Origin of the sequence: Nesterenkonia salmonea (assembly GCF_005771525.1) — a bacterium.
In the GTDB taxonomy this organism is placed as follows: domain Bacteria; phylum Actinomycetota; class Actinomycetes; order Actinomycetales; family Micrococcaceae; genus Nesterenkonia; species Nesterenkonia salmonea.
Genome location: NZ_VAVZ01000016.1, coordinates 23,041 through 41,133, shown reverse-complemented (window position 1 = coordinate 41,133; position 18,093 = coordinate 23,041). Strand labels below are relative to the sequence as shown.

The following is an 18,093-nucleotide window of genomic DNA, read 5'->3' as shown; positions in this document are numbered from 1 at the left end:
GTGAAGTTGACAAGCCAAGGTCAAACCGGGGATGCCCTGGCACGTGACCCTCGCCCAGTCCGCGTTCAAGCTGGTTTCCCCTGAACGGCGCGTGGGACGCCATAGTCGCTGAGTATGTTCCGCAGCCGCTCTGGTGAGCGCAGATCGTTCCAATCCCAGCGCACAACCCTGTAGCCCTGCTGTTCGATACGCCGCTCGCGCGTCTTCTCCTTGACCACCACGTCCGCTGCCGCCAACCCTGCGAGGGTTCTGGCACGGGTGTACTTCATAATGCCATCGAACTCGCCGATAACCCCGGCGTCCTTCCAAAAGAAGTCCGTCCGGTACCGCGTACCGTCTGCAACCGTGATCTCCTGCTGCAGCGTGGGAACCTCGAAACCCAACTGGGAGATGCGCAGGCGTGACAATGACTCTCCCGGAGATTCGGAAAGTGGGTCTGCGAACTCCAGTGCGCGTTGCCACCTGGCATGCGCGCGCTGACTAGGGATGGACTGCAGCCACGGATTGAACGCGTTGCGCTCCATGCTGCGGCCAGTATGGCGGCCTGCGAGCACAGCATCGAGAATGACAACCCCAGCCGACATGTCTGAACGGCACACCGTATCCACCACGCACAACGGCAGAGGCTCAGTGCGGAGATGGATACCCTGCGGGTCAAAGAACTCACCGGGCGGGGGTGTGAGATGCTGCAACGCGCCGGAGTAGTCGACTGCGATCCGCGGGTCCAGCCCTCGCCGCAGACTTTCCCGAAACTTCAGCGGGTACTGGACTCTCTTGGTGTCCACGCCTGTGAAGCGGCGAAGCCAGGCTCCACCGCTGGGTTGCTCTCCGAATGCTTGGTGCCATGTTCTGGCCAGCGACGACCTCGGTGCAGCTCCGGTGATGGCAGCGCGACCACGCCGCCCACTCTGGCCATTGTTGTTTGTCCTGACGTGCACAGCCTGGGGCGTCTTCAGAAGCGGAACCCCGTACAGGGCAAGTGCGGTTTCACGGCAGAAGATTTCCTGCCGCCGAACCAACCCGGTAGCCACCGTCGCGATGAGGTGCCGGTCCCAAGGAGGGCTGCGCAGCCAATCGGAGGCGGAGAAATAACAGCCGCGCCGAATCCTAACGAGCTCCGCACGGTTGACGCGGTGACGGAGCCGGTGCGCTGCATTGTCATCCTCCGCGCCGCACACCTGCAGCAGAGTGCTACGCGTCGACGCTCTTATCACTGTGGCCATAGATACAGAATGACTCAATTTGGTTGTGTTTAGTGAAGTTCATCGCAATGTGTGGATAAGTTGAAAGCCCACGCCGCTTTTACCCTGCCTTATCAGGAAAACCTCGCGCGATAGCGCCTTGTCATTCCAGCAAGGCAGGGTAAAACGGCAGGAGGGTGGGGAGAGGTGGAAGGGGTGACGCCCGCCCCTCAGCTCAGGGTGCGGGCCCGTTCCACGAGGTGCGGCACGACTGCCGTCAGGTCGATGTTCTCCGCTTCGCCGGTGCGGCGATCCTTGACCTCTATCTTGCCCTCCGCCAAACCGCGGCCGACCACCACGATCGTGGGAACGCCCACCAACTCAGCATCGCCGAACTTCACCCCGGGGGAGACCTTAGGACGGTCATCGTAGATCACCGACAAGCCTGCAGCCTCCAGCTCTTCAGCCAACGTCTCCGCAGCTTCGAAGACCTCAGAGCCTTTGCCAGTGGCCACCAGGTGGATATCCGCCGGTGCTATTGCTGCCGGCCAGATGATGCCCCGGCCGTCATGATTCGCCTCCACCAGGGCCGCCAATGCGCGGGTGACCCCGAAACCGTAAGAACCCATCGCCACGGTGGTCTGCTTGCCGTTCTCATCGAGGACATTCAGGCCCAGCACTTCAGAGAAGTAACGCCCCAACATGAAGATGTGGCCCAGCTCGATGCCGCGCCGGGTGGTCAGCGGGCCGGAACCGTCAGGAGCAGGGTCCCCGTCACGGACCACCACTGATTCGATGGTGTCATCCCAGGTGAAGTCTCGTCCGGCCACCAGGCCGAAGACGTGCTGATCAGGCTCGTTGGCGCCGGTGATCCACCGGGTGCCGGTCACGATTCGCGGATCCGCAAGGTACGGGATGCCGGTAGATGAATCTTTGCCAAGGTGGGGGGCATCCAGACTCAGACCAGGGCCGATGTAGCCGCGCACCAGGCCCGGATGTTTCGCGAAGTCGCCCGGCTCGGCTGCCTCAACGGACACCTCACCGTCGATCCCCAGGGTGCTGCCGATAGTCGCCTCCGCACGCTTGAAGTCAACATCGCGGTCACCCGGTACGGCGATGACTGCCACCTTGCGCTCCCCGTCAGGGGTGATGACCGCAACGACGACGTTCTTCAGCGTGTCTGCAGCAGTCCACTGCCGATCATCACGTGGCTGGTGGGTGTTCGCTGCGTCCACCAGAGTCTGAATCGTGTCGGTGCCGGGGGTGTGGTGCACCACTGCGGCGGGGGCGTCGTCGTAATCCTGAGGCGCAGGGGGCACACTGGTGACGGCCTCCACATTGGCCCGGTAGCCGCCCGGGGATTCCACAAAAGTGTCCTCCCCGATATCGCATGGGAAGAGGAACTCCTCAGACGCCGAGCCGCCCATGGTCCCGTTGTCGGCGGAGACCGGCACAGCGGCGAGGCCGAGCCGTTCAAAGATGCGCACATACGCGGCACGGTGGGCATCATAGGCTGCGCGCTGGTCCTCGTCGGTGACGCAGAAGGAGTAGGAGTCCTTCATCACAAACTCACGCCCACGCAGCAGCCCAGCCCGGGGGCGCGCCTCATCGCGGTACTTGGTCTGAATCTGGTAGAGGTTCACCGGAAGGTCCTTATAGGAGCTGTAGAGATCCTTCACCAGCAGCGTGAACATCTCCTCATGGGTGGGCGCCAACAGGTAGTTGGGCCTACGTACCCTGGGTTCGATCTCCTCAGACTTTCGGTCTCCGAGCACAAAGATGCCGTCGCCGTAGGTCTTCCACCGGCCAGAGATTTCGTAGGGTTCCTTGGGCAGGAGTGCGGGAAAGTGCACCTCCTGCGCCCCAATGGCGTCCATCTCCTCGCGCACAATCTGTTCGAGCCTGCGCAGCACGCTCACCCCCAGCGGCAGCCAGGAGTAGATCCCCGGAGCCGCACGCCGGATATAGCCGGCGCGGACCAAAAGGCGGTGGCTGGCAACCTCGGCATCAACAGGATTGTCGCGCAATGTGCGCAGGAAAAGATGAGACAGGCGTGTGGTCATGAGGACGAGTCTAGTCGGGCGGAGCTGGCATTGTTTGGCAGAATGGAACACATGGCAGTCCCACCACGCCCCGCTGAAGACCAACGGTTTCAAGACGCCCGGGCCAAGAAGCTCGCTGCTCTGATCGAACCCACTGTGGCCGCCCATGGGCTCCACGTGGACGAGGTTGCGGTGACCACCACTGGCCAGCGCACTGTGCTTCAAGTGTCTGTCGATTACCAGGAGGGCACAGAGAATGTGGACCTGGACACCATCGCAGGGGTCTCCGAGGCGCTTTCCGTCGTCCTGGATCAGGGTGAGCAGAACGACGACGCCGCCGCGCCCTTGGCAGCCCTGGAGACCTACGATCTTGAAGTCAGCACCCCCGGTGCCACGCGTCCTCTGACTGAGCCCCGACACTTCCGCAGAAACGTGGGTCGACTGCTGGAGATCGACAGAACTGCTGATGAGCGCTCTGGAGGTGCAGCAGCGCTGACTGCTCGTCTCAATGACGTTGATGATGAGGGCATCGTGGTCGCAGAGATCAAGCCCCCACCCAAGAAGGGCATGAAACCAAAAATCGGACCAGACACCCACATCAGCTTCGGATCCATCGCCCGGGCCCGTGTCCAGGTAGAGTTTTCACATAAAGACTGAAGAAGGTTGACCGGAGGCACAAGTGGATATCGATATGAGCGCCCTGCGCATGCTGGTCCAAGAGCGTGACATACCCCTCGAACGGCTGATGCCTGCTATTGAACAGGCTCTGGTGCTCGCTTACCACAAGAGCCCGGGAGCACTGCAGCACGCCCGAGCAGAGATTGATGAGAAAAACGGGCACGTGACGATCTTGGCCAAAGAAATGGACGAAAACGGCCAGGTGATCGGCGAGTTTGACGACACCCCCAAGAACTTCGGACGCGTTGCGGCGTCCACTGCACGGCAAGTCATCATGCAACGCATCCGGGATGCGGAGGATGAGGGCGTACTTGGCGAGTTCAAGTCCAAAGAAGGGGAGCTGGTCTCTGGAATTGTCCAGCAGGACCGCAATCCGCACACTGTGAAAGTGGATATCGGCGGGGTCGAGGCTGACTTGCCTGCCCAGGAACACGTGCCGGGTGAGTCCTATGTGCACGGCTCGCGTCTGCGTGCCTTCGTGGTGGATGTCCACCGGGGCTTCAAGGGCCCGCAGATCACTCTGTCGCGGTCGCACCCCGGATTGGTCAAGAAACTGTTCTCCCATGAGGTCCCCGAAATCGCGGATGGTTCGGTCGAGATCACCTCGATCGCACGTGAAGCCGGGCATCGCACCAAAATTGCTGTCCGCGCCACCCAGTCCGGGATCAATGCCAAGGGTGCCTGCATTGGCGCTATGGGGTCCCGGGTGCGTGCGGTGATGAGCGAACTCAATGACGAAAAGATCGACATCATCGATCACAGCGACGAGCCCTCACGTCTGATCGCCAATGCACTCTCCCCAGCCAAAGTGAGTTCCGTCACTGTTCTGGATGAGGCCACCCGCTCAGCACGAGTCGTGGTCCCTGAGTATCAGCTGTCGTTGGCCATTGGAAAAGAGGGGCAGAACGCCCGCCTGGCAGCAAAGCTGACCGGCTGGCGGATCGACATCGTCTCGGATGCAGGGGCCTGAGGCTCAGGCCGCAGGTTCTTGACCTCACTGATAGACTCTTATGGTCCCAATCAGGACGTGTGTCGGCTGCCGATCGCAGACTGAGCAGGACAGTGCCGTACGTTTCGTGCTCGACGGCGATCAGGTTGTCCTGGATGCCGAGCGGAAAATGCCAGGCCGAGGCGCCTGGCTGCACCGCAGTCGACAATGTTTCGAGGCCGCGCTGAAACAAAGGTCCTTCAACCGGGCCTTCCGGAAGCCGGTCGCCACAGCACAGCTAGCGTTCGAAGACATCGAACAATTGACCACAGCGACGAAGGCGGGTTGGAAAGAGATGAACACCCGATGAGCACCGACGGATGAGCTCCCTATCATGAGCGCCATTCACCGTTCGGAAATCAATCATGCTAAACGGCCTGATTCGATGAGCCGCTAACGTCAAGCCCCGCTTGGCTGGCGGGGCATCGCGCGGGCCAGACAAGGAGAACAGTGGCCAAGGCCCGCGTACATGAGATTGCCAAAGATATTGGCGTCTCATCAAAAGAAGCATTAGCAAAGCTCCAGGAGATGGGCGAGTTCGTCAAGTCTCCGTCATCAACTGTTGAGCCCCCCGTAGCCAAAAAGCTACGTGCTGCATTTCCCCAGGCCGAACCGCCTGCAGAGAAGCCTGCCGCAAAACCCGCGCCCAAGAAACCTGGGGTTCCCGGTGGAGCTAAGCCAGGTGGAGCCAAGCCAGGTCCAGCGCCCAAGCCCGAAGCGGCTAAGCCTGAACCCGCAAAGGAAGAGCCGGCGCAGCCCGAACCTTCCAAGCCCACACCTGCAGCTGAACCTGCAGAGCCCGCCGCTGAGAAGCCACAGACATCCGAGCAGACTTCGGCTACTCCCAAGCCAGGTGGGCCCAAGCCTCCGGCACCCGGACCCAAGCCCGGTGGTCCCAAACCACCCGCAGCCAAACCTGTTGGGGCCAAGCCGCGTAGTGGCGGCAACAATCCATTCGGACTGGCATCAGAGCGTGAAAACGCCCGCACCAGTGGACCCCGCCAAAGTGGCGGAGGCCCACGTCCCGGTGGTCCGCGACCCGGCAACAACCCCTTCGCACCCCGGCAGGGGATGCGCGGTGGAGAACGTGGCGGGGATCGTGGCGCAGCAGGACCGCGCCCAGGTGCACGGCCAGGTGCCCCGCGCCCTGCCGGCGCTGAAGGTGGCCGCCCAGCGGCACCACGTCCGGGAACGCCCAAGCCGTCTATGATGCCGGGCCAGTCGCCCGCACCAAGCCGCGGAAACGCACCAGGAGGTCCTCCAGCAGGTGGACCCCCGCGTGGACGAAGCGGCGGTCGTGGCCGCGGTGGAGCAGCCGGAGCGTTCGGTCGAGGCGGCTCCAAGTCCAAGGCACGCAAGTCCAAGCGCGCAAAGCGTCAGGAGCTTGAGCAGAAGCACACTCGCGAAATTGGTGGCGTGCGCGTCCCCAAGGGTGACGGCAGCACGATCGTGAAGCTGCGCCGCGGTTCATCCCTGGGTGACTTCGCAGAGAAGATCAACGCCGAGCCGGCAGCACTCATCACAGTGATGATGAAGCTCGGAGAAATGGCCACCGCCAACCAGTCCCTGGATGAGGAGACATTCCATCTGCTGGGCGAAGAGCTCGGCTACAAGGTAGAGATCGTCTCCCCAGAGGATGAGGATCGCGAGCTGCTGGAGTCCTTCGACATCAACTTGGATGACGAGGAAGCTGAAGAATCCGCTGAGGACCTGGAAGCCCGCGCCCCAGTGGTGACCGTCATGGGTCACGTTGACCACGGTAAGACACGACTGCTGGACGCAATCCGGTCCTCCAAGGTGACCGAGGGTGAGGCCGGAGGCATCACCCAGCACATCGGCGCCTACCAGGTGAACGTTCCACATGAAGGCCAGCAACGTTCGTTGACATTTATCGACACCCCCGGCCATGAGGCGTTCACCGCCATGCGTGCTCGTGGTGCGAAAGTCACCGATATTGCCGTGCTTGTAGTCGCAGCTGATGACGGTGTCATGCCGCAGACAGTGGAGGCCCTCAACCACGCCAAGGCAGCAAACGTGCCTGTGGTCGTGGCAGTGAACAAGATTGATAAGGAAGGCGCAGCCCCGGATAAGATCCGTGGCCAGCTCACCGAATACGAACTGATCCCCGAAGAGTACGGCGGCGATGTCATGTTCGTGGACGTCTCGGCGATCCAGAACATCAACATCGACGAGCTCTTGGAAGCTGTCCTGCTGACCGCAGACGCAGCCCTCGAACTCACTGCCAACCCTTCGAAGGCAGCTCGTGGTGTGGCCATTGAAGCCAACCTCGACAAGGGCCGCGGCGCCGTCGCGACCGTCCTGGTGCAGTCCGGAACACTGCGTGTCGGTGACAATATGGTGGCAGGCACAGGCTTCGGCCGCGTCCGCGCTATGTTCGATGACACAGGTGAAGCTGTGGAAGAGGCAACTCCTTCCCGTCCGGTCCAGGTGCTCGGCCTGTCCACGGTCCCGAGGGCCGGCGACAGCTTCCTGGTCACCAGCGATGACCGCACTGCACGCCAGATCGCTGAGAAGCGTGAAGCAGCCGAGCGTAACGCCCTGCTGGCCAAGCGCCGTAAGCGCATCACCCTGGAAGATTTCGACCAGGCTGTGGCCGACGGCAAGATCGACACACTGAACCTGATCCTCAAGGGAGACGTCTCGGGTGCGGTCGAGGCTCTGGAAGATGCTCTGTTGAAGATCGATGTTGGAGCCGATGTGCAGTTGCGGGTTATTCACCGCGGTGTTGGCGCGATCACTCAAAACGACGTCAACCTCGCCACAGTGGACAACGCGGTCATCATCGGCTTCAACGTCCGCCCTGCGGAGCGCGTCACCAGCCTGGCTGACCGTGAAGGCGTAGATATGCGCTTCTACTCGGTGATCTACGCAGCGATCGACGACATTGAGTCGGCCCTGAAGGGCATGCTCAAGCCGGAGTACGAGGAGGTGCAGCTGGGCAGCGCAGAAGTCCGCGAGGTCTTCCGTTCCTCCAAGTTCGGCAACATCGCGGGGTCGATTGTTCGTTCCGGCATCATCCGCCGCAACGCCAAGGCGCGACTTGTTCGCGACGGCAATGTGGTCGGCGACAACCTCACCATCGAGTCGCTGCGCCGCTTCAAGGACGACGCCACTGAGGTCCGTGACGGATTCGAATGTGGTATCGGCCTGGGCAGCTTCAACGATGTCCGAGATGGCGACATCATCGAAACCTGGGAGATGCGCGAAATTCCGCGCACATAATATGAGAAGTCGTGAGTTTTTCGGCCGGCCGCAGGATCACCATCCTGTTGGCCGGCCGAAGGCCTCACGACAGCAGAGCTGAGGAGGCATCTATGGCAGATCCAGCACGCGCATCGCGTCTGGCGTCCCGCATTAAAGTGATCGTGGCCGAGGCCCTGCGCACCCGTGTGAAGGACGACAGGGCGGAGATGATCACCATCACCGACGCCCGTGTCACAAACGACCTGCAGCACGCCACGCTGTACTACACAGTCCTCGCTGAGGACGATGAGGCCAAGCAGGCCGCCGTCGAACTGTTGTGGGCAAGCCGTGGGGTTCTGCGCCATGAGGTGGGCCGGCAGCTGAGCATCCGGTTGACTCCCACCCTGGAGTTCACCGCAGACGAGATCCCTGAGTCAGCGGCCCATTTGGAAGATCTCCTCCGGAAGGCCCGCGAGCAGGACGAACAGGTCCGGGCCCTGCGCGAAGGCGCCCAGCCGGTGAACGAGTCTCCGTACCGTTCCGATGCTGACGCCGGGGAGGCTAACGCCGAAGGCGACCGCCCCGCACCGGAAGACCGCTAAGGCGAGTCAGCTCCGACTGTGGCAAAGAAACAACGCCCTGAAGAACTGGAAGTCGGCTCCGGTCTTGTCCTCGTGGACAAGCCGGCCGGCTGGACCAGCCACGACGTCGTCGGACGCATCCGCAAACTTGCAGGGACCCGCAAAGTCGGCCACGCCGGCACCCTGGACCCCATGGCTACCGGTGTGCTGGTTGTAGGCATCAACCGTGCTACTCGTCTGCTGACCCACATTGTGGGGGTCAGCAAGACCTACACAGCCACTATCCGGCTGGGGCAGAACACCACCACCGACGACGCCGAGGGCGAGGTCCTCTCCACACGCTTCGCCAACGCACTCACCCGCGAACAGATTGAGCAGGCCGTGGCCAGGCTCACCGGTGAGATTATGCAGGTGCCGAGCACCGTCAGCGCTATCAAGGTCGACGGTCGGCGGGCCTATGACAGAGCCCGCTCGGAAGAAGACGTCGAACTCGACGCCCGCCCCGTCACCGTCCACGAGTTCACAATCGGCGACTTGAGACGGATCGACGGCGGCAAACTGACAGACCTAGATGTCACCGTCTCCGTATCCTCCGGCACCTACGTGCGTGCCCTCGCCCGCGATCTCGGCGAGCTGTTAGACACTGGTGGCCACCTCACCGCGCTTCGACGCACAGCTGTCGGCCCCTATCGAGTGGACCAGTGCCTCACCATTGAACAGCTGGCCGAAGATTTCGGGTACATCGGTTTGGCCGAGGCGGCCGGGCAACTCTTTCCGGCCCGGCAGGTGACCGCCGAGGAAGCCGAGCACCTGCGGCACGGCCGACGCATCACCGCCAGCGCCTCCCCAGAGCTCACAGCCGCGGATACCGCTGAAGAACCTCAGATCATCACCCCCACACGTGAGAGGCTCACCGCAGCCTTCGCGCCTGATGGGGAGCTGGTCGCCCTGCTCCAGGACATCCCAGCCAAGCCGGGGGCGTCGTCGTCGCCTGATGCTGCCCAAGTTGCCACGGCTGGACCGCAAGCTCTCCAAGCCAAACCAGAGCTAGTATTTGCGCTGTGACCGCAATGTTCATCCTGGGCACCGTGGTCTGTGCCCTCTCCACACTGATCTGTTGGGCCATGACAGCCGTACGCGCTCATCCAGCGGATTCGTCCATCATCAGCCTGGCCGCCATTGAGCTCTATCTGATCGTGTACGGCGTCTACGCGGGTGTGCGGCAGGCCATGGGGGCCTCCATCACCGGTGAGGCGTGGGAATTCTGGGGATACATTCTGACCGCCCTGATGCTGCCGGTGGGTGTTTTCATCTGGGCGATGGTGGACAAGACACGCTGGTCTAATCTTGTGATGAGCTTTGTAGGGCTCGTGGTGTTTGTCATGGTGTACCGCATGGAGGAGATCTGGTGGGGAAGCGCACTGTAGTACCTGGTGGTGCAGCAGAATCGGCACCAGCCAAAAGCCCCCGCAACCGGGGAGTCGGGATGCTGATCATCACCGCCTACGGCATCTTCGCCGTCAGTGCATTTGCTCGCGCCTTCTACCAAATCACGCCCTTCCCACAGGAAGGCAAGGTGCAGTTCGTTGACGCGCCACTGGCACTGACACTCTCCGCGTTCGCCGCCGCAGTCTATGTGGTGGCTACCCTTGCCTTGGCGCGCACCTCGGCTACAGCCTGGAGGGTCGCACTGGTGGCTGTGCTGATCGAAATGGTCGGGGTGATCGGGGTGGGCGCCTGGACGCTGATCCAACCTGAGCTGTTCGAGGTCGCCACCGTGTGGGGAGGCTTCGGGCGTGACTATGGGTTCATTCCCCTGATCCTGCCGTTCGTCGGGCTTTTCTGGCTCTTCCGCCACCGGCCTTAGGATGGACGCCGTGCATATCTACTACGGGCTCGATGACGTCCCCGCCGACCTGGGGCCCACTGTGCTCACCATCGGCAATTTCGACGGCGTGCACCGGGGCCACCAGCAGGTTCTGGCGAAGCTGAACGAGGCGGCCCGCCGCCGCAACGCAGCCGCCGTGGCGTTGACGTTTGATCCCCATCCCGCATTGATCCACCGTCCAGAGTCGGCCCCTGAGCTTCTGACTGGGCTGGGTGAGAAGCTGGCTCGTCTCCAATCCAGCGGTGTGGACGCCTCCCTGGTCCTTCACTACAACGCAGAGCTGGCCGGCCACACAGCTGAGGATTTCGTGCGCCGCTACTTTGTGGATGCGCTGAATCCGGTGGCAGTGGTGATCGGGCATGACGTGCGCTTCGGACGCCAGAACGAGGGCGACTTCACCACGATGGTCCAGCTGGGAGAGACCTTCGGATTCGAGGTCATTGGAGTCGATGACTTCCCTGTGGAGGATCCAACAGGCGAGGAGCCCGCGCAACGGTGCTCCTCCACCGCGATCAGGCACGCCCTTGAACAGGGAGATGTGGCCTCCGCTGCCCGGATGCTCGGCCGCCAGCACGCGGTCGTCGGAGAGGTTGTTCACGGTGAGGCCCGGGGCCGGGAGCTTGGATTCCCCACCGCAAACCTCTCCCAGGACGCTGAAGGGATGGTCCCGGCCGACGGCGTCTACGCGGGGTGGGTGACTGATAATCACCACCACCGGTGGCCGGCCGCCATCTCCGTTGGCTCAAACCCAACATTCGACGGACTCATCCGCGTGGTGGAAGCACATGTGTTGGACAGACCGGATGAGCAGGTGGAGGACTTTGATCTCTACGGTCAGCGCCTCCGCGTGGAATTCGTGGGCCGGTTGCGCGGTATGGTCGCCTACGAAGGCGCGGAGAAGCTCATTGAGCAGATGCACAAGGACGTCCAGGACGCCCGGGAAGTGCTCAACGCCTCCCGCAGCTCTGCCGCCACCGCCCTCCGCGCGGAATGACACCACCGAACCTTCCCAGACGGCGCTCTGACGAGCAGCCGCAGATTGTTTCCGAGCAGCGCCGCAAACACCTTGGCGACTCCTTTGCCAAGAGTCAGTCCGCAGCTGAGGCGGCGGAGTACGACGCCGTCCGCCCCCGATACCCAGAGCAGGCCGTGACAGATGCCCTCGACCTGGTCCGATTCAGGGCGCAAGACACACCTGAAGCTCTGCCCACAGTGGTCGAGTTCGGGGCGGGGACCGGCATCTTCACCCGGCAAATGCTGGCAGCAGGTGCTCATATGCATGCCGTGGAGCCCAGTGCGCCCATGCTCAAGATGCTGTTGGAGACCTCCCGCGAATACGGCGGCGGCTCAACAGTCCAGGGGCACTGTGCGTCCTATGAAAACACCGACCTGGCCGATAACTGCGCTGATCTGGTGGTCGCAGCTCAAGCATGGCACTGGTTCGACCCTGCTGCCGCGCAGGCCGAGGCTGCCCGGCTGCTGAAGCCCCACGGTGTTCTGGGACTGATGTGGAACTACTTGGACACTTCTGATCCCACTGTGCACCGGCTGACCCGGATTATGCGCGCCGGTGATGTTTACCGTCCCGGCTGGCGGCCCAGACTTGACCCGGAGTACTTCTCACCGGCGAGCAGTCTGGAGTACCGCTGGTCGCGGACCCTGAAGGTCACAGAGATTTTCCGCTACGCGACCACTTTGAGTTCATGGCTCTCCGCCGACGACGCCGAACGAGCCAGACGCCGAACCAACCTGGAGGACTTTCTCCTGAGGGAGCGTGGACTGGCTCCAGAAGATTCTGTGATGCTCCCGCAGATCACTGCGCTGCATATGTCCACCCAGTGAGGTAGTCTGGTGAGTCGCCGAGCTGCAGTCCGCGGTGGCTGGCACCGGGTAAGACCGGATTCCTGAACGCGGCACAACACACAAGGAGCTTTTCCATGGCTTTAGATCCCGCTGTCAAGCAGCAGATCATCGAAGAGTACGCCACCCACGAGGGCGATACCGGTTCACCTGAGGTTCAGGTCGCAGTTCTGACCCGTCGGATCTCCGACCTCACTGAACACCTCAAGGAGCACAAGCAGGATCACCACACCCGCCGCGGTCTGATGATCCTGGTCGGCCGTCGTCGCCGTCTGCTGAAGTACCTCGAGCGCAAGGACATCACGCGGTTCCGTGACCTCAAGAAGCGTCTCGGCATCCGCTGATTTTCGGTCAAGCACCGGCACCAAGCACACTGATGGGCGGCTCCTTTCGGGGCCGTCCATCGTTGTATGAGACACTGTGATAAGCCAATACAGCTGATGAACCGACGACGACGCATGGTCCGGTCTTCGGTAGTGGCTTACGGGAGTGCGTGAGTGCACCCGCACCCGTGGGCTTCGATCGATGACCGCCTTGCTCCGGTTCGGCTCGTATGGCACTGAAGTTCCTTCAGTGCGCTGTGTTGGCACACCTATGGGAGTTCTGCTCCCACGCCAGCAAGAGGGAACAACTCCCTTATAGCAATACGAAAGGAAACCCCACCCTATGCAGGGACCTGAGGTTCACACTGCCGAAGCCGTAATTGACAACGGCAAGTACGGCACATCAACTATCCAGTTCGAGACCGGACGGTTGGCCAAGCAGGCCGCCGGTTCGGCACTTGTCACATTGGACGAAGAGACCACGATTCTCTCGGCCACATCAGTCGGCAAATCCCCCCGTGAGGGTTTCGACTTCTTCCCTCTGACGGTGGACGTCGAAGAGCGCATGTACGCTGCCGGCCGCATCCCCGGAAGCTTCTTCCGCCGTGAAGGACGTCCTTCCACAGACGCGATCTTGGCCTGCCGACTGATCGACCGCCCGCTGCGCCCCGCCTTCACCAAGGGCATCCGCAACGAGGTCCAGGTCGTAGAGACCGTTCTCTCCATCAACCCTGACGACTTGTACGACGTCGTCGCCATCAACGCGGCATCCATGTCCACGCAGCTCTCCGGGCTGCCGTTCTCCGGTCCCATCGGTGGTGTCCGAGTGGCACTGATCGACGATGGCGACGGCGCCCAGTGGGTTGCTTTCCCCAAGCACTCCCAGCTGCAGACCGCCGTGTTCGACATGGTCGTCGCCGGCCGCATCGTCGGTGATGACATCGCCGTGATGATGGTCGAGGCTGAGGCCACCGACGACTCATGGAAGCTCATCAAGGAGCAGGGTCGCACAGCTCCGACCGAGGAGATCGTTGCTGAGGGCCTGGAGGCTGCCAAGCCGTTCATCAAGGTCCTCTGCGAGGCCCAGGCCGATCTGGCCGCACGCGCCGGCAAAGAGCCCGTCGAGGTTCCGATCTTCGAGGACTACCAGGACGACGTCCTCCAGGCGGTCAAGTCCGCAGCAGAGGAGAAGCTCTCCAGTATTTACCAGATCGCTGACAAGCAGCAGCGTGAGACCGCCGACGGCGAGCTCAAGGCTGAACTGGTTGAGCAGCTGGCCGGCGAGGGCAAGGAGTTCGAAGGCCGCGCAGGCGAGGTCGGCAAGGCACTGTCCTCACTGACCAAGCAGGTCATCCGTCAGCGCATCCTTCGCGACCAGGTGCGCATCGACGGACGCGGCCTGGCGGACATCCGCCAGCTCACCGCTGAGGTTGAGGTCCTCCCCCGGGTCCACGGCTCCGCGATCTTCGAGCGGGGGGAGACCCAGATCATGGGTGTCACCACGCTGAACATGCTGAAGCTGGAGCAGAGCATCGACAGCCTGTCTCCAGAGACCAAGAAGCGTTACATGCACAACTACAACTTCCCGCCCTACTCCGTGGGTGAGACCGGACGCGTGGGTTCACCCAAGCGCCGCGAGATCGGACACGGCGCCCTCGCAGAGCGCGCCATGGTCCCGGTGCTCCCGTCACGCGAAGAGTTCCCCTACGCCATCCGGCAGGTCTCGGAGGCGCTGGGGTCCAACGGGTCCACCTCCATGGGGTCGGTCTGCGCGTCCACGCTCAGCCTGCTCAACGCCGGTGTGCCGCTGCGCGCACCAGTGGCTGGCATCGCTATGGGCCTGGTCTCCGACGAGGTTGACGGTGAGACTCGCTACGCCGCACTGACGGACATCCTGGGTGCTGAGGACGCTTTCGGTGACATGGACTTCAAGGTCGCCGGCACCTCAGAGTTCATCACCGCCATCCAGCTGGACACCAAGCTGGACGGGATCCCCGCCAGCGTGCTGACCGCCGCACTGAAGCAGGCACGTGAGGCGCGGCTGCACATCCTTGGAGTCATCGGCGCCGCAATCGATGCTCCGGATGAGATGAGCCAGTTCGCGCCCCGCATCATCAGCGTCAGCGTCCCGGTGGACAAGATCGGTGAGGTCATCGGCCCGAAGGGCAAGATGATCAACCAGATCCAGGAGGACACCGGCGCAGACATCTCCATCGAAGATGACGGCACTGTGCTCATCGGCGCCACCACCGGCGAGGCTGCTGATGCTGCCCGTGCGGCGATCAATGCCATCGCCAACCCGACTGTCCCCGAGGTCGGCGAACGCTACCTCGGCACTGTGGTGAAGCTGACCACCTTCGGTGCGTTCATCAGCCTGACCCCAGGCAAGGACGGGCTGCTGCACATCTCCGAGCTGCGCAAGCTCAATGAGGGCAAGCGCGTCAACGATGTCGAGGACGTCCTCGGTGTGGGTCAGAAGATCCAGGTCGAGCTATCCAAGATTGACGACCGCGGCAAGCTCAGCCTCATCCCAGTGGTCGAGGAGACCGACTCCGGCGATGACAAGCAGAGCGTCAACCAGGTCATCACTGAGGACGCATAAGCGCGCGCCAGTCAGCTGACCTGACTGGCTTCACACGAAGGGCCGGCAGCGCCCCCAAAACGGGGGAGGCTGCCGGCTTAGTGCGTATGGTCCGCCTCTTGGGCGCCCAACTTACGGGTTGCAGCATGCGGGAGTCTCGATGGGACTCGCGGAGCGCTGGCATGCGTCGTCCCATCTGGTTGCCTGCCGAGCCCTCTTTTTCAGTAATTGGCGGCAGTCTTGATAGGACTTTCTGTCTTTTGGCCGCTGAAGTCCCACCGAAGCTCCCCAATTCACGGGTGGAGGCCCCTGTAGCGTAGGAGAATGACTCAGACTCCCCACGGCAGCAGCGCACCGCAGCACTCCCCAGCTCTGACATCTGTCGACGTCCTGGCCCAGGCGCCCCCGGCCGCTTCTGATCGGTCGTCCCCAGTGGCCAAGCGTCTCATCCAGGCCGATGGTGGAAACATCATCGCGTTCACCTTTGCCCCCGGCCAGTCCATGCCCGAACATCAGGCCGCGCACCCGATCACGGTTCAGTGCCTGAGCGGTCAGCTGTCATTCACCGCGGGTGAGGAGACAGTGTCCCTGCAGCCCGGTGTGGTGGTCCACGTCCCCGCCCGGCTGCGCCACGCGGTCATCTGCCCGGCAGAGACCGCCGGGTCCAGTGTCCTGCTGCTGACCATGCTCACCGGTCCCACCCACCACGCACAGCAGACGTGAGTGCTGAGCTGAGCCGGCTCAACACACAGGTGCGCCAGCTCGCGGAACACCAGCCCTTTCGGGTCCACTGGCAGATCAGCCGCGTAGGTGCCGGTGATCAGCAGTGCACCAGCATCGGCCAGGGCGAGCACACCCAGCTGGCGTCCTTCAGCACCCGCAAAGTGAGCCTGCTGCTGGCCTGCCTCGCTCTGGTCCACCGCGGGGACCTTGCACTTGACCAGCGTCTTGTCATCACGGAGGCGCTGAAGGACGGGGTCCAGGCCGGCATCATGAAGGACCTCGCACCCGGTATCGCACTTAGCCTGGAGGATCACCTGCGGCAGATGATGATCACCTCGGACAACATCTGTACACAGTTGGTGTTCCACGCGATCAACCAAGCTACCGGGGATGCATTGCAGTGGGTCAATGACTACTGCTCCTGGGTGGGTCTCGACGCCACCATCCACCGGGAGATCTTTCCCCGCAGCGGTGACCTGGACTGGCACCACAGCATCGAACACATGACGGTGACCACCGCCGCCGACCAGGCGAAGCTGCTGCAGCTGCTCGGCCGAGCCACTCATGACGAACGGGCTGCGGACTCCCTCTTCATGAGCCAGGACCTGTGCAGGTTCGCCATCAGGCTGATGACAAAGATCTACACCCCACTGCTGGGAGCGAGCACTTCCACCATGAGCTTCGCGGAGAAGAATGGGCGGGGACTACGCGGGCTTTCCCAAATCGGACTGGCACTGGACTCCGACGGAGCGCCTGCCGCGGCGGTAGCGGTTTTCGCTGAGCAAATCTCGACTCAGCTTCCCTCCGGCACACCAGGCCGTTTGGCGGCCTACGAGCTCTTCGCCTCAATAGGCCAGGCTGTGGAAACCTGGCACCTTCAGACACAACCGCCGGCTCCCGGAAAGGCGCAGGCGACACGGCCGAAGCAAGCAGCGTTTTTCTCAGCCACGCTGAAAGACAGCACGACGACGCCGCAGCAGACCCGGGAGCCCACCACACGGCACCCCTTGGCTGGAGTAGGCAAGCTCTTCGCCGCACTTGCCATTGTGGATGCCGCCACTGAGAACCCACAGCTGCTCGATGCGGCTGTGACCATCACCGGTGCACACAGAAGACAAGCGCTGGTGGGCCCATTGAGAACCCTCACCGGCGAACTCACAATGAGCCTGGGGGACGCTGTGGGACTGATTATCAGCACCGGCGATGCCGCTGTTTCCTTGGCGCTGCGCGACTCGCTGGTGCAGCGCAGCTACGATCTCCTGGGCGAGTCCCGCAGGTTTGTCGAGAAGCTGTCCCTCTGTGCACCGGGGCTCGACCAGACGGTCATCACCGGTCAGGAAAAGCCCCAGAACGCCACCGGCGATCTGCTCGAAGGCCTCACCTCACCCCAGGATTTGGCGCGGCTGCTGGCTGGACTCGCCCAAGCCGGTGGGCTCACAGGCCCCCAGGCGTCGTCGTGCTCATCAGGAGAGGACCGGCGCTCACTGGGCATCAGCCGCGCAGCGGCGCAACGGGTTCTTGGGTGGATGTCCCATGTGTTCGAACCCTCCGGCCTCGCATACGGGCTGCCCGGATTTGGCCCAATGAAAGTTCCGCAGTGGAGCGTCTCAGGAATGGAACTACGTGTGCGCGCGCCCGAGCATGGGTGGGCCTCTGTGCTGATCACTCGCCCGGAGGCCGAAGATTCGGGCGCAGAGCTGGCCGTCGCAGCAGCATTCCTACCCCGCGGACGCGAGGCCGGACCTGCACCTGCTGGAAGGCCCGCCCAGACCCTGGGAGCGCTCGGGCTGGCCGCTTACCAGGCGTGTGGCAAAATAGGGTCAACTGAATATAGGCCACGTCCCTGATGCGGGAGAGTTCGAACAGTCGCTGACCGTTCGGCGCCGAAGGAGCAAGGAACCCCCTCCGAATCTCTCAGGCCAGTCCACTGAAGGACCGCAACGGGGTGGCAACTCTGGAAAGCAGAGGAGGGTGCACCTCCTCTCACCGAAGGTGCAAGCCGGCAGATACGGCGAATCTCTCAGGTCCGATCACAGAGCGAGGG

The 18,093-nt window shown here is 62.7% G+C and carries 16 protein-coding genes and 2 riboswitches; of the genes, 14 read left to right on the top strand and 2 right to left on the bottom strand.

The annotated features are described in order from the left end of the window. Positions 1-65: 65 nt before the first annotated feature. On the bottom strand, positions 66-1,223 hold the full coding sequence (locus FEF26_RS07165; protein ID WP_138252858.1) for a hypothetical protein: 1,158 nt from the start codon (positions 1,221-1,223) through the stop codon (positions 66-68). Between the two features lie 188 nt (positions 1,224-1,411). Continuing rightward, positions 1,412-3,244, bottom strand: coding sequence for a proline--tRNA ligase (locus tag FEF26_RS07160; protein ID WP_138252857.1), 1,833 nt, complete (start codon positions 3,242-3,244; stop codon positions 1,412-1,414). Positions 3,245-3,295: 51 nt separating this feature from the next. On the opposite strand from FEF26_RS07160, the gene FEF26_RS07155 reads away from it, so the two are divergent. From FEF26_RS07155 to FEF26_RS07090, 14 genes are all read left to right on the top strand, one after another. Further along, positions 3,296-3,880: a ribosome maturation factor RimP gene (locus FEF26_RS07155; protein ID WP_138252856.1), complete on the top strand. Its 585-nt coding sequence runs from the start codon at positions 3,296-3,298 to the stop codon at positions 3,878-3,880. Between the two features lie 22 nt (positions 3,881-3,902). Continuing rightward, positions 3,903-4,871 carry a transcription termination factor NusA gene (nusA, locus tag FEF26_RS07150; RefSeq protein ID WP_138252855.1) on the top strand — a complete coding sequence of 323 codons (969 nt, stop codon included), beginning with the start codon at positions 3,903-3,905 and terminating at the stop codon, positions 4,869-4,871. Positions 4,872-4,911: 40 nt separating this feature from the next. Next, positions 4,912-5,199: a YlxR family protein gene (locus FEF26_RS07145; protein ID WP_138252854.1), complete on the top strand. Its 288-nt coding sequence runs from the start codon at positions 4,912-4,914 to the stop codon at positions 5,197-5,199. Between the two features lie 140 nt (positions 5,200-5,339). Further along, positions 5,340-8,132, top strand: a complete 2,793-nt coding sequence (gene infB, locus FEF26_RS07140) for a translation initiation factor IF-2 (RefSeq protein WP_138252853.1) — start codon at positions 5,340-5,342, stop codon at positions 8,130-8,132. A gap of 92 nt (positions 8,133-8,224) precedes the next feature. Next, positions 8,225-8,695: a 30S ribosome-binding factor RbfA gene (gene rbfA / locus FEF26_RS07135; RefSeq protein WP_138252852.1), complete on the top strand. Its 471-nt coding sequence runs from the start codon at positions 8,225-8,227 to the stop codon at positions 8,693-8,695. A gap of 18 nt (positions 8,696-8,713) precedes the next feature. After that, entirely contained in the window at positions 8,714-9,739 is a 1,026-nt protein-coding gene (gene truB / locus FEF26_RS07130) for a tRNA pseudouridine(55) synthase TruB (RefSeq protein ID WP_138252851.1), read from the top strand. A 5-nt stretch (positions 9,740-9,744) separates the two neighbouring features. Beyond that, positions 9,745-10,101, top strand: a complete 357-nt coding sequence (locus FEF26_RS07125) for a hypothetical protein (protein WP_138252888.1) — start codon at positions 9,745-9,747, stop codon at positions 10,099-10,101. Then, positions 10,083-10,541 carry a hypothetical protein gene (locus FEF26_RS07120; RefSeq protein WP_208012862.1) on the top strand — a complete coding sequence of 153 codons (459 nt, stop codon included), beginning with the start codon at positions 10,083-10,085 and terminating at the stop codon, positions 10,539-10,541. Before FEF26_RS07125 ends, FEF26_RS07120 begins: the two co-directional genes overlap by 19 nt. Position 10,542: 1 nt before the next feature. Beyond that, complete coding sequence (locus FEF26_RS07115) at positions 10,543-11,556, top strand: bifunctional riboflavin kinase/FAD synthetase (RefSeq protein ID WP_138252850.1); 1,014 nt, start codon at positions 10,543-10,545, stop codon at positions 11,554-11,556. Then, positions 11,553-12,404 carry a class I SAM-dependent methyltransferase gene (locus FEF26_RS07110; RefSeq protein ID WP_138252849.1) on the top strand — a complete coding sequence of 284 codons (852 nt, stop codon included), beginning with the start codon at positions 11,553-11,555 and terminating at the stop codon, positions 12,402-12,404. The genes FEF26_RS07115 and FEF26_RS07110 overlap by 4 nt, the downstream gene beginning before the upstream one ends. A 95-nt stretch (positions 12,405-12,499) precedes the next feature. Further along, positions 12,500-12,766: a 30S ribosomal protein S15 gene (gene rpsO, locus FEF26_RS07105; protein WP_138252848.1), complete on the top strand. Its 267-nt coding sequence runs from the start codon at positions 12,500-12,502 to the stop codon at positions 12,764-12,766. Between the two features lie 322 nt (positions 12,767-13,088). Then, positions 13,089-15,347, top strand: a complete 2,259-nt coding sequence (locus FEF26_RS07100; RefSeq protein ID WP_138252847.1) for a polyribonucleotide nucleotidyltransferase — start codon at positions 13,089-13,091, stop codon at positions 15,345-15,347. Positions 15,348-15,650: 303 nt separating this feature from the next. Continuing rightward, the gene (locus FEF26_RS07095) at positions 15,651-16,049 is read left to right on the top strand and encodes a cupin domain-containing protein (RefSeq protein ID WP_138252846.1); all 399 of its coding nucleotides are present in this window, start codon (positions 15,651-15,653) and stop codon (positions 16,047-16,049) included. After that, positions 16,046-17,896 carry a serine hydrolase gene (locus tag FEF26_RS07090; RefSeq protein WP_138252845.1) on the top strand — a complete coding sequence of 617 codons (1,851 nt, stop codon included), beginning with the start codon at positions 16,046-16,048 and terminating at the stop codon, positions 17,894-17,896. Before FEF26_RS07095 ends, FEF26_RS07090 begins: the two co-directional genes overlap by 4 nt. After that, positions 17,889-17,997: riboswitch (glycine riboswitch) on the top strand. It overlaps the preceding gene by 8 nt. Before the next feature lie 4 nt (positions 17,998-18,001). Next, positions 18,002-18,087: riboswitch (glycine riboswitch) on the top strand. The last annotated feature ends 6 nt before the right edge of the window (positions 18,088-18,093 follow it).

What these genes read in the sequence shown, in the direction of transcription:
- FEF26_RS07165 (WP_138252858.1), bottom strand. Translation starts at nt 1,223, where the DNA reads ATGGCCACAGTGATAAGAGCGTCGACGCGTAGCACTCTGCTGCAGGTG.
- FEF26_RS07160 (WP_138252857.1), bottom strand. Translation starts at nt 3,244, where the DNA reads ATGACCACACGCCTGTCTCATCTTTTCCTGCGCACATTGCGCGACAAT.
- FEF26_RS07155 (WP_138252856.1), top strand. Translation starts at nt 3,296, where the DNA reads ATGGCAGTCCCACCACGCCCCGCTGAAGACCAACGGTTTCAAGACGCC.
- FEF26_RS07145 (WP_138252854.1), top strand. Translation starts at nt 4,912, where the DNA reads ATGGTCCCAATCAGGACGTGTGTCGGCTGCCGATCGCAGACTGAGCAG.
- rbfA (WP_138252852.1), top strand. Translation starts at nt 8,225, where the DNA reads ATGGCAGATCCAGCACGCGCATCGCGTCTGGCGTCCCGCATTAAAGTG.
- FEF26_RS07125 (WP_138252888.1), top strand. Translation starts at nt 9,745, where the DNA reads ATGTTCATCCTGGGCACCGTGGTCTGTGCCCTCTCCACACTGATCTGT.
- FEF26_RS07115 (WP_138252850.1), top strand. Translation starts at nt 10,543, where the DNA reads ATGGACGCCGTGCATATCTACTACGGGCTCGATGACGTCCCCGCCGAC.
- FEF26_RS07110 (WP_138252849.1), top strand. Translation starts at nt 11,553, where the DNA reads ATGACACCACCGAACCTTCCCAGACGGCGCTCTGACGAGCAGCCGCAG.
- rpsO (WP_138252848.1), top strand. Translation starts at nt 12,500, where the DNA reads ATGGCTTTAGATCCCGCTGTCAAGCAGCAGATCATCGAAGAGTACGCC.
- FEF26_RS07100 (WP_138252847.1), top strand. Translation starts at nt 13,089, where the DNA reads ATGCAGGGACCTGAGGTTCACACTGCCGAAGCCGTAATTGACAACGGC.
- FEF26_RS07095 (WP_138252846.1), top strand. Translation starts at nt 15,651, where the DNA reads ATGACTCAGACTCCCCACGGCAGCAGCGCACCGCAGCACTCCCCAGCT.